The 11,325-nt window shown below is 35.1% G+C and carries 11 protein-coding genes; 7 read left to right on the forward strand and 4 right to left on the reverse strand.

The annotated features are described in order from the left end of the window. Positions 1-104 precede the first annotated feature (104 nt). A complete protein-coding gene (locus tag OD90_RS02625) occupies positions 105-2,243 on the reverse strand; it encodes a catalase (protein WP_409994631.1) in 2,139 nt (712 codons plus the stop codon). Positions 2,244-2,463: 220 nt separating this feature from the next. On the opposite strand from OD90_RS02625, the gene OD90_RS02630 reads away from it, so the two are divergent. Continuing rightward, the gene (locus OD90_RS02630; protein ID WP_144666165.1) at positions 2,464-3,192 is read left to right on the forward strand and encodes a phosphatase PAP2 family protein; all 729 of its coding nucleotides are present in this window, start codon (positions 2,464-2,466) and stop codon (positions 3,190-3,192) included. 113 nt (positions 3,193-3,305) lie between these two features. On the opposite strand, the gene rimK is transcribed toward OD90_RS02630, so the two are convergent. Next, positions 3,306-4,178, reverse strand: coding sequence for a 30S ribosomal protein S6--L-glutamate ligase (gene rimK, locus OD90_RS02635; protein WP_144666168.1), 873 nt, complete (start codon positions 4,176-4,178; stop codon positions 3,306-3,308). Positions 4,179-4,396: 218 nt separating this feature from the next. On the opposite strand from rimK, the gene OD90_RS02640 reads away from it, so the two are divergent. Together OD90_RS02640 and OD90_RS02645 are read left to right on the forward strand one after the other, a co-directional pair. Next, positions 4,397-4,954 (forward strand): DUF4494 domain-containing protein, encoded by a 558-nt coding sequence (locus OD90_RS02640; RefSeq protein ID WP_144666171.1) that lies wholly within the window; start codon positions 4,397-4,399, stop codon positions 4,952-4,954. Positions 4,955-5,547: 593 nt separating this feature from the next. Further along, on the forward strand, positions 5,548-6,639 hold the full coding sequence (locus OD90_RS02645; protein ID WP_144666174.1) for an alpha/beta hydrolase: 1,092 nt from the start codon (positions 5,548-5,550) through the stop codon (positions 6,637-6,639). Positions 6,640-6,658: 19 nt separating this feature from the next. Here OD90_RS02645 and OD90_RS02650 read toward each other — a convergent pair whose 3' ends face one another. Continuing rightward, the gene (locus OD90_RS02650; RefSeq protein WP_144666177.1) at positions 6,659-8,002 is read right to left on the reverse strand and encodes a DEAD/DEAH box helicase; all 1,344 of its coding nucleotides are present in this window, start codon (positions 8,000-8,002) and stop codon (positions 6,659-6,661) included. A 57-nt stretch (positions 8,003-8,059) separates the two neighbouring features. Beyond that, entirely contained in the window at positions 8,060-8,509 is a 450-nt protein-coding gene (locus OD90_RS02655) for a KTSC domain-containing protein (RefSeq protein WP_144666180.1), read from the reverse strand. A 242-nt stretch (positions 8,510-8,751) separates the two neighbouring features. Between OD90_RS02655 and OD90_RS02660 the strand changes: the two genes are divergently transcribed. From OD90_RS02660 to OD90_RS02675, 4 genes are all read left to right on the forward strand, one after another. Further along, a complete protein-coding gene (locus OD90_RS02660; protein ID WP_144666183.1) occupies positions 8,752-9,075 on the forward strand; it encodes a hypothetical protein in 324 nt (107 codons plus the stop codon). Positions 9,076-9,308: 233 nt separating this feature from the next. Further along, positions 9,309-9,611: a YtxH domain-containing protein gene (locus tag OD90_RS02665; protein ID WP_186434703.1), complete on the forward strand. Its 303-nt coding sequence runs from the start codon at positions 9,309-9,311 to the stop codon at positions 9,609-9,611. 208 nt (positions 9,612-9,819) lie between these two features. Beyond that, entirely contained in the window at positions 9,820-10,392 is a 573-nt protein-coding gene (locus tag OD90_RS02670; RefSeq protein WP_144666186.1) for a Crp/Fnr family transcriptional regulator, read from the forward strand. 53 nt (positions 10,393-10,445) lie between these two features. Beyond that, entirely contained in the window at positions 10,446-11,201 is a 756-nt protein-coding gene (locus OD90_RS02675) for an acyl-CoA desaturase (RefSeq protein WP_144666189.1), read from the forward strand. The last annotated feature ends 124 nt before the right edge of the window (positions 11,202-11,325 follow it).

Genomic DNA, 11,325 nt, shown 5'->3' on the forward strand with positions numbered 1-11,325 from the left:
TTTATTTGGACGTACAACCCTTCTTAACCTTACATTTTCTTAGGGGCAACCAAAACGAAAAATAGCCACCCAAAGGATGGCTATTATAAATTAAATACCTCTATCTACACAGGTACTTTACTTGTAATTGATCTACGTTCCCAATTACGATGTTTTGCGATACTATCTATAAACTTTGAAGGGGTATCATTAATATGAACCGCCGCATCCTTTTTATAATCTGCCACAAATGAGCCGTCTAAGAGTGCTTCTCCCTCTCCATCTACTGCTATAGCTTTACAGTGTTTAAACGTTTCATTAATAAATTTTATGTATTTCCCTTCCTCTTTTAAAGTAGCTATAGATTTTTCACCACCAGGAATATAGATAGCGTCGAAAAGAACACTCTCTGTAGTACTTATTGCTGCATCTACCTCGTGATCCATACCCTCACTACACGTCACTGTTCCTCCTGTGGGTGCAATAAGTTTTACCATAGCATCCTTATCTTCTAAAGCGTCTTTCATTTTTTTGAAGGAGTCCATATCAAAACCATTGGCAACCAATATTGCAATTTGTCTCGTAGCAATGCTGTCAAATTTGGTGTTAGACTGACTCAAATTAGGATCTTGCTCTAAATAGTTTTTCTTAGCTTCTGGCTGGTGCTTATCTCCTGTATCATCTGCACCAATAGCTTGATTTAAAGGTTTTCCTACTGAGCTTGGAACATCTATACCTAAATTGTCGCTAACTTTTTGAGCTAAGTCTTCATCAATTTGCGAGATCATAAATAACATGCGCTCAATGATATACTTTTGAGTACATTTTCCTAGTTCAAATGAATACGCGCCTATTACATGTTCTTTTTCCCAATCAGAAAGGCTTCTGTAGAATAATGCAGGTTGTGAGAAGTGATCACTAAAGCTTTTACTTCTACCTCTAATTTTCTTAGCATCTATACGCTCTTCATAATGCGTAAATCCACCCTCAGCCATTTTGGCAAGGTGAGGACAACTCCCCATTAGTGAATTTGGAAAATACGCTCCTCTACCCTTAGGAATATCCATTTGCATATGCCCATCCCTTTGATAATTGTGTACCGGGACGATAGGTTTATTGATTGGAATTTGATGGAAGTTAGTACTACCTAAACGAGATAGTTGTGTATCTCTATAAGAGAATAAACGACCTTGTAATAATGGGTCATTTGTAAAATCTATTCCAGGAACGATATGTCCTGGTAAAAAAGCGACTTGCTCAGTTTCTGCAAAGAAATTATCAGGATTTCGATTCAAGGTCATTTTACCTACAATCTTTACCGGTACCATTTCTTCAGGAATTAGTTTTGTAGGGTCTAGTAAATCGAAGTCATATTTATGCTCGTCTTCTTCTGGTATAATTTGTAGTCCAAGCTCCCATTCTGGAAAATGTCCAGCGTCGATTGCTTCCCATAAATCACGCCTATGAAAATCTGCGTCTGCTCCATTAATTTTTACAGCTTCTTCCCAGGTTACAGAATGCACCCCCAATGTAGGTTTCCAATGAAACTTTACAAAATGTGATTTGCCTTCCTTATTTATTAATCGAAAGGTGTGAATTCCAAATCCTTCCATCATACGTAAACTACGTGGGATGGCTCTATCACTCATTGCCCAGATGTGATTATGCAAGGTCTCTGTCGTTCTAGAGACAAAATCATAAAAGGTATCGTGCGCAGAGGCTGCTTGAGGAATCTCATTATTAGGTTCTGGTTTTACAGAATGTATGAGATCTGGAAATTTCATGGCATCTTGGATAAAAAATATCGGCATATTATTACCTACTAGATCCCAAGTTCCTTCTTCTGTATAGAATTTTACTGCAAAACCTCTTACATCACGAGCAAGGTCTGGAGAACCTTTAGACCCGGCTACTGTAGAAAAGCGAACAAAAACTGGTGTTTTTCTTTTCGTATCTGTAAAAATACCAGCTTTACTATATTCCTCGATACTGTCGTAGAGTTCAAAATAACCGTGAGCACCACTTCCACGCGCATGTACAATTCTTTCTGGAATACGCTCATGATCAAAATGTGATATTTTCTCTCGTAATAAAAAGTCTTCTAATAAGGTAGAACCTCTTTCACCAGATTTAAGCGAGTTGTTTGTATCATTTACCTTAAGTCCCTGATTGGTTGTCATCACTTGATCTTGATAATCTACTTGAAATTTTTTGAGCTCATCAATTTTTTTTGATTCAGATTTATTAGAATTATCAGCCATCATCTCTATTTTTAAAATTATTTTTTTTCTGTACCTCGAAACTGACTTCAAAGTAGCGGTTCTATTTCATAATTTTTCTTGTATTAGTATTACATTAACAATTGGATAGATATCTTACTCAATAACGTTAAATTAATCTTTCAATAGGGGTAATTCTCTTTTAAAAAATTGCAAAAGAGGTATCTTGAAAAACATTAAAGATCTAACAATAAATCCTTCGTAAATGCAAAGGCAATTACTCAAAATACTACAGTATCTTAAATCATTTCTAGCAAGAATCTTAAAACGATATGATGGAAATTTGCCCTATATCATTACTTCTGTAATTGCTGTTATCATTGTAATTTTTGGGATTAAGGTGTTTCTTGAGCTTACAGATGCATTAAAAACTACCTACCTAAAGAATTTTGACACCCAAGTGAGCGATTATGTACAAGGCTTTAGATCTGATCCACTAACCACATATTTTACCTTTGTAACAGATCTGGGTGATGTTACAGGATACATCATTGTTTTTAGTATCTGTACAATACTCTTTTATTTTGTTTTTAAAAGCTGGAAATATGTCGCTCAGCTAGGGCTTGTGATGATTCTCGCTTTATCTTCTAATATCCTTTTAAAGCAAGTGATTAATAGAGCAAGACCTTCTGTAGAACACCTTGTAACCGTAAAAACCTTAAGTTATCCCAGTGGTCACGCGATGATATCAATGGCGTTTTATGGGTTATTGATCTATCTAGTAGCTCAATTTAACATGAGTAAAATTTATAAAGTACTCATCATCTCTCTTCTTATAGTACTCATACTAAGTATTGGAGTGAGTAGAATATATTTAGGCGTTCACTACCCTTCAGATATTGTAGGGGGTTTTATTGCAGGATTTATTTGGGTGGTTTTTTGTATTATGATTTTTAACTTAATTAAAATATTTAGAAGCGACCCGAGGACATGATTTTAAGTACGCTTTCGCGAAAGCGTACCTCACTCTAAGCTATAATTTTGCTCAAAAATAAAGCCGTACTTCAGTAATTTGAAATCCGGCTTTCCTTTTTTGAAGTATAGATTCTAGGCATTACGCTCTACATATCTAATTATATGATTTGCAATATCTTTACCTGTAGCGGCCTCAATTCCTTCGAGACCTGGAGAAGAATTAACCTCAAGAATAAGCGGACCTCTTGAAGATTGTAGCAGGTCTACACCCGCGATACCTAACCCCATTGCTTTTGCCGCTTTAAGCGCTGCATTTTCTTCGTCATCTGTGAGTGCTATCACATTAGCACTACCCCCTCTATGTAAATTTGACCTGAATTCGCCTTCTTTGCCTTGGCGTTTCATAGCACCTACCACTACACCATCTACGACAAAGACGCGTATATCTGCGCCGCCAGCTTCTTTTATAAACTCTTGGGCAATCACTCTAGCTTTAAGACCATTAAAGGCTTCAAGTATAGACTCTGCTGAGTTTTTATTATCTGCCAATACGACACCAAGGCCCTGTGTTCCTTCTAAAAGTTTGATAACAAGAGGTGCACCACCTACTGCATCTATCACCTCACTTACATCTTTCGAATAGTTGCTAAAAACCGTTTTTGGGAGACCCAAACCTGCTCTAGATAGAATCTGTAAGCTACGTAACTTATCTCGTGAACGAACTAACGCCTGTGACTCTGTGGCAGAAAAAACCTTCATCATTTCAAACTGCCTTACTACTGCGGTACCAAAAAAAGTTACCGAAGCACCTATTCTAGGTATCACACCATCGACACCAGTAATTTCTTTTCCTTTATAAATTATAGTTGGGTTTTTTTTCTCAATTACAAGGTTACATTTTGTATGATCTACAATAAGCATCTCATGACCTTTCTTTTTACCTGCTTCTATCAAGCGCTTTGTAGAATATAGATTAGGGTTTTGAGATAGCACGACAATTTTCATAAATATTGGTTTTGATTATTTAGACGAGAAGGTAAGTTTAATTAGGGTTGCTATTTTGTTTTAAAAACATAAAATAGCGTTAATCTTTTTCTGGAGGACTAAGTGACTCATAACAAAAAAGATAGTGCTATAGAGGTAAATTTGTGAATATCTATCTTTAATTTTAAAAACATAACGGTCTATGAAGCGCTACTTTTGACATCCTTAAAAATAATAGTATGAGCGCAATTTGGTACGAGTGTAAAGTAAAATACAGAAAATTTGATGAAGCTTCTGGAACACAAAAAGTAAAGACAGAACCTTTCTTAGTAGATGCAATTTCATATACAGAAGCAGAAAGTAGAATTACAGAAGAAATGGCTTCTTATATAAGTGATAGTGAAGAAATTAAAATCACTAACATAAAAGTAGCAAATTTCGCAGAGATACATCCCTTTGAAAATGCCGATAGATGGTTTAAATCTAAAATTTCATTAATTGCCTTTGATGAAGAGAGCGGAAAAGAACGAAAGACCAATCAATATTTACTCGTGCAAGCAAATGATGTTAAAGAAGCATTTGAAAATACAGAAAGTATTATGCTAGACACCATGGGTGAATATACGATTCCCGCTGTTTCTGAATCAGCTATAATGGACGTTTTCCCTTATTTTTCTGGAGAGGAAGATGAGCTTACGCGCGTACAAGAATTTACTAAACGTAAGGATGATATCCCTCAACATCATTCTATAAACGAAACTTTGGAAGAAGAAGAAGATGCCTTGACGAAAGTTTAGGAAGCGTATTTTAAGACATCTATTTTGTTTAAAAGCAAGACTTGGCACCCAAGTCTATAAAAGGTATAAAAAAGGAGCTCATGAGCTCCTTTTTGCATTTATAACTACTATGTGTACATAGATTTCTACATAAAATTGAGTTAACGTATTGAAATTAAGGTTTTTATCGATAAATATTTACGGTACATCGAAAACACAACCAGAAATTTTAAATAGGCTAAACTATTTCCTATCTTACAGTATATCTGATAGTTAGATGTTAATATCTTCCTAAAAGAAGCCCAATGATACGATTAATACCCTACTAGACTTATACGGTCTGAATGCGCTAGGTTTAACTGATTGTAAATTTTAAAAATACATGTTATGAAAGCACTGCTACGTATGATTAAGTCAAAAATTTCAAAATGGAATTTAAGAGCTACACTCGAAGAGTTAGCGTCAGGTTCAAGTTATGCCCTGAGACATTAAAAGTATAACTAAAACAGCTAAAAAGCCCTGCACTAGATACAAGTGCAGGGCTTTTTAAATAGAATAAATTTATTAAATTGTTTACATCATGCATTAAACTGTATAACGATACTCTCAAATATATGAATTGTAAATCCACTATATACAAATCTCTTCTTTTTAACTTCATTATTGTATTACTTATTTTGACATTTTTGACAGGATGTTATAGTTACAATAGACCTTCCAAAGTACCTATAAATACTACAGAATTAGAACCATCACATACCACGAAGGTGTTTGTAGATATGAATGGTGATTATTACCCTAACAATTGGAAAGAAACTATACCTGAAAATGAATTAGAGACATCGTTATACAAAGCTTATAAGGATCATGATAAAATAGCTGAACTTAATACATTTAGAAAGCGCTTTTTATCAGACTTTAAAAATAAACTTCAAGATAAAACGAACATATATATATTTATTCATGGTTTTAATACTTATGAAGAAGACGCTAGTATTGCATTTAATAACTGGAAAGAGCTTATTAATTATGATAGTGATACTGATGAAATTGTAGAGTTTTATTGGGATGGCTTGGTAGCAGATGGATTAGGGAGAGGTAAAATCTGGTTTAATGCAGTGGGATATAGTCAAATGGCGGGTCTTTTTGGCCTTAGGCCACTTCTTAATAATATGGATGGTAAAAAAGTGTTTTTATTATCCCATAGTCGTGGGGCCTCTGTTGTTTTAAGCGCTATGGGTGATCCATCTTGGAGTCGTACTTTTTATAGTAGAACAAACAGAGTGCTTGATGATAGACTTGTGAATATACCACCGCTTAAAAGTAATAACAATAATATTGCGGCCATTCTTCTAGCACCAGCAATAGGAAATATTGATTTCTTTAAGCAAGATCATAAAAATAGTTCCATTACAGAAATTTCAAATTATAGAAAACTGAACTCACAACTATCTAGTATACGCTTCACAACAAATGCTAGCGACAAAATTTTAAAAAAATGGTTTGGGCCTCTATCTTTAAAATTTAACCCAACAAGCATAGGGCATAATGGATGCGATGTTCCATTTTTAAAAAAGGTATATCCGACTATAGAATTTATTGAATACGATTTTTCAAAAGCCAAACACAGCCACGGCTTTAATTCCTATATTAGAAACCCAAAATTATTAGATGTATTAGCAGATGCAGGCATCCTAAGGGATTAAGTCAGGTATCAGTTAAAAACTACTTTTTATTTTTCTTCTTTTTTGATAAGACCTCATTGTGATGATTCAAGCTTTTTTGTGCAGCTCTTTCGGCCAGAAGTTTATCTATTAATTCTTCTTTGGTGAGGTGATGAAAAACGTTTTTAACTTTATCTGTAAGTTCTTCAGGTAATGATCGGTTAGGTTTTGTTTTAAATACCTTTTTTGCCCACAATACAGTATTATTATCTTCTAATTGTTGTTTATTCGCTTTCGCGAAAGCGGAAAAGGAAATTCCTAACTCATCTTCAAACTCTGGAATCTCTACTGCTTCTTCCTCTTGCAATATAGTGAGGGCATAACCTGTGGCCCCTGCCCTAGCCGTACGCCCTGTTCTATGTACATACATGTCATAAAACTCTGGAAGGTGATAATTTACAACATATTCAATTTCTTGAACATCAATTCCGCGAGCGGCAAGGTCTGTAGCTACGAGAATGTCAATGTGCCCTTCTCTAAATTGTCCCATCATACGATCACGTATAGCTTGAGAAAGACTTCCATGTAAAGCTCCTGATGAGAATTTATGAATGGCAAGATTTTTTGCAAGCTTATTTACCGCAGCTTTTGTCTTACAGAAGATGATCCCTCGCTGGCCTATTCTTGAGTTTAGAAAATGCATAAGCACATCTAATTTCTCAATAGGTTCTACCACCACATACTCGTGATTTATTTTTTGATGACCTAAGGTCTCACGCTCCGCACTTATCTCTAGAGGGTTTTTACTTAGGTAATTTTGTACGAGCTGTTTTATAGCCCCTGGCATGGTAGCACTAAATAGAAAAGTACGTCTATTATTAGGCATTGCAGCTACAATGGTGTCCAAACTCTCTTTTAATGAGGATACCATCTCGTCTGCTTCATCTAGCACTAGATAATTTGCTTGAGAGATGCTTATAGCTTCACGTTCCATAAGATCCAGCAATCTTCCTGGAGTTGCAATTACAATTTGTGCAGGTTGTTTGAGCCGCTCTATTTGATCTTTTACGGGTACTCCCCCGTATAATGCGGTACAAGATACTTCTGGAAGGTGTGTAGTATAGGAAGTAATATTAGACTGGATTTGCTGCCCTAACTCACGTGTAGGAACTAGTATCACTGCCTGTATAGTTGGGTTAGTACGATCTATTAATTGTAATAAAGGAGCTGCAAAAGCAAGTGTTTTTCCGGTACCTGTTTGAGCAAGCGTAACTACATCTTTTTTAGAGGTGAGCAATGCAGGAATGGCCTGCTGTTGCACATTTGTAGGGGTAGTTATTTGTAAAGTCTTTAAAGCTTCTTGTACTTGATCTATTACACCTAATGCGGTAAAGGTATGGGTCATACTGCTACAATTTGTTTATAATGAGAATACAGAATGTCTTGAGACACTCAAGAGATCTTATGCTTCCTGCAAGTGACGTTTAGACTTTCTGTAATTATGCTTTGGATAGATGTTACGCTTTGCAAAACGATTAAGATTCCCTGCATTGATCATCTTAATATAGATCTGCTTAGTCACCCCAAAATATTCGTAAGTGGTTCCATCTGTAAAAGTTATCTCTAGTAATAAACCTTTATGTTGGTAATCTGCAATGGCTGCATTTGTAATCGTTTCTGTGTATGCCTCAAGATTGGCTGCTTTTGTTTCTGGAGCCATACTCACTAGAAAGTGATATCCATCTATAATACGGCGGCTCATAATCTCTGCTTCTTCTTGCTTAGCATCGCCATCTTGAAACTTATCTGGATGCCACTCTTTGACAAGGTTTCGGTAGCTTTTTTTAAGTAGTTTAAGGTCAATCTCTTTTTCTACGTTAAAGAGCTTTTTATATTCATTTATTCGTTTCATAATCAGGGCTTTTATCAGAGCGCGAAAGTACTCATTTTTAATAGATTTATAGGTAAAGGCATGAAGTTAAATAAAATCATATGCTGGAAGGGAGTTGCGTGTACACATGCATCAGATAAAAGAAGCTGATTCTCGGACAAAAAGTTGAAAATAGCTTCAGGTCGTTAAACAAAACATAAAACTGTTTTCCTTAGTTTTTTGTTAACATCTTGATTTCTAATTTTATCCAAAATAAATCACCTATGAATCAGACCTCTACCACTATCAAAAGCTTGAATAACTTAATCGAATATTCGACAGATTTTCGTTTTCAACGTCGGGCAAATTTTAAGCAACTACATGTTGCCCTCATTAAACATTTTTTTAATTCGACTTCAGTTGTTTTAGATATTGATCATCAACAAGTTTGTTTAGGTGTGGATATGATTGAACGCGGAGCAGAGGTTTGCATTGAATATACCAACTTTACTAAGTTCTTAAAGTCGTGTGTTAGAGATACTCCAGAGAATCATACGTTTTATCAAAATGTATTACACTATTACAGCAGAACAGAAGCGGTAGCATAATTAAATAGCTTACACATACCATATAAAGACATTCTATAATAGGATGTCTTTTTTTTTGCTTTCGCGAAAGCGTAATCCCTCCATTTTAACGCTTATTCACAACAATTTTACTAACTCTTAAAATTGAGAAGCTTATTGCCAATTGTGTATTAATAAATAGCTAAATAGCTCCTTGAAATCACTAATAACCAAGCGCTTCCAGTATCTTTATATCAAAATAAAAAAACAACATCATGAATAATAACACAAAAGGAATATTAGGATTAGTAGCAGTAGCAGCAAGTGCTCTTGGAATTTGGAAATATAAAAATATGACTCCAGAAGAAAAGGCATCACTTAAAGATAAGGCTAGAAAAGCTGGAGACACTTTAAAAGAAAGCTATACAGAAGTAGAAGATCAAGTTTCTGAAAGATTAACCAGCCTTAAAAATGCATTAGATCGTGAAACCGCAAAAGCTTCTAACACAGTTAATCGTAAAGCAGCATATGCAGGAGACGTAGTAGATGCTACAGTTGAAGAAGTTACGGTAAGCTAGTACATAGTTGCATACGTACATATCAAATCCCACTATGAGTGGGATTTTTTTTGATATAGATCTAGCCTTCTTTTACTTTTCTTAACTATAATTTGTACAGCATCTATAGGTTATACGTAGAAAATCATTGTTAAAGTCTTCTTACTCGTTATAAAACAATTTTTTCTAACAGTATCTTTGATTACCATAAAAAACACCTCCTATTCTATTGAAAGAAATACGTGCATACATAGAAGAATTTGCAAAAATATCAAACGCTGACTGGGATTTATTTTCTTCTAAACTGGTAGCGCGTAGTTTTTCTAAAAAAAACATATTTTTAAAAGCAGGAACTGTAGAAGATCATATCTCTTTCTTGCAAGAAGGAACGGTAAGGCTTTATATTCCAAAAGAGGATTCTGATAAAGAAATCACCTTTGGATTTTGCTTTGAAAACCAGTTTGTAAGTGCGTACGATTCATTTCTCTCTCGTAACGTTTCTAGTCACGCTATCCAAGCACTGACAGATATTAAACTACTAAGCATCACCTATGAAGATCTTCAAAAAGTGTATGAGAAAACAAAAATTGGCAATCTTATAGGAAGGCTCACCGCAGAGAATTTATTTCTAGATAAATCAAGGCGCCTACAATCCCTCTTAGATCAAAGTGCAGAGGAGCGTTATTTGAGTATTTTTAAAGAGCGACCTCATTTAATTAAGGAGATCCCGCTTAAATACATAAGCTCCTACATAGGTGTCACGCCACAGGCATTAAGCCGCATACGCAAGCGTATTTCTTAATGCAGGTTCATTGTAATCGCTGCGATATAGCGATAACTTTGTAAAAAAAATTAATGACAATTATCATCTTTGTAGTTATACTCTGGTATAGCGGCTTATTTTTTCAATCTTTTTTCTTACATCGGTATGCAGCACATCAAACATTTACGATGTCAAAAACTGCCGAAAGAATCACCTATATTTTAACTTGGATTTTCCAAGGCCCTAGCTATCTGAGTGCTTATGGGTATGGCATTATGCATAGAATCCATCATGCATTTACAGATACAGAAAAAGACCCCCACTCCCCTTCTTACGATGAAAATCTGTTTGCTATGATGTGGAAGACAAAAAATATCTATCAAGATATCAACAATGATCGTATTGAAGTAGATAAAAAATTTAAAATAAATATCCCACAATGGAAACGTTTTGATGCATTTGCAAGTTCTCGATTATCTAGAGTTTTATGGGGAGCATTGTACATTGCCTTTTTTGCCGTATTTGCAACCGCATGGTGGCAGTGGCTTTTACTACCTATCGCCCTATTTATGGCACCCGTACATGGCGTGATTATCAACTGGTTTGCCCACATTATAGGGTATACAAATTTTAAGACAACAGATACTTCAAAAAACCTTTTTCGATTTGATTTTTTAATGATGGGAGAAGGGTATCATAACAATCACCATAAATTTGCAGCAAGGCCTAATTTTGGTGGAGTACATTGGTATGAGATTGATGTGACCTATGCCATCATGAAGATGCTTCATGCTGTAGGGTTTATTAAATTAAAACCAATAGCGCTTAAGGTAAAAGCTGTACGATAACGGGAACCTCTCTTTTTTTAGAAAACATTTGTTTGTGTACTTTAAAAGCTTTCCTAGCCGTACGTAATCCAGCATTTTAGATAATATAAAATCCAGCTCTTATGAGGTGGATTTTTTTTGCGCT

The organism is Dokdonia sp. Hel_I_53 (genome assembly GCF_007827465.1).
Classification (GTDB): domain Bacteria; phylum Bacteroidota; class Bacteroidia; order Flavobacteriales; family Flavobacteriaceae; genus Dokdonia.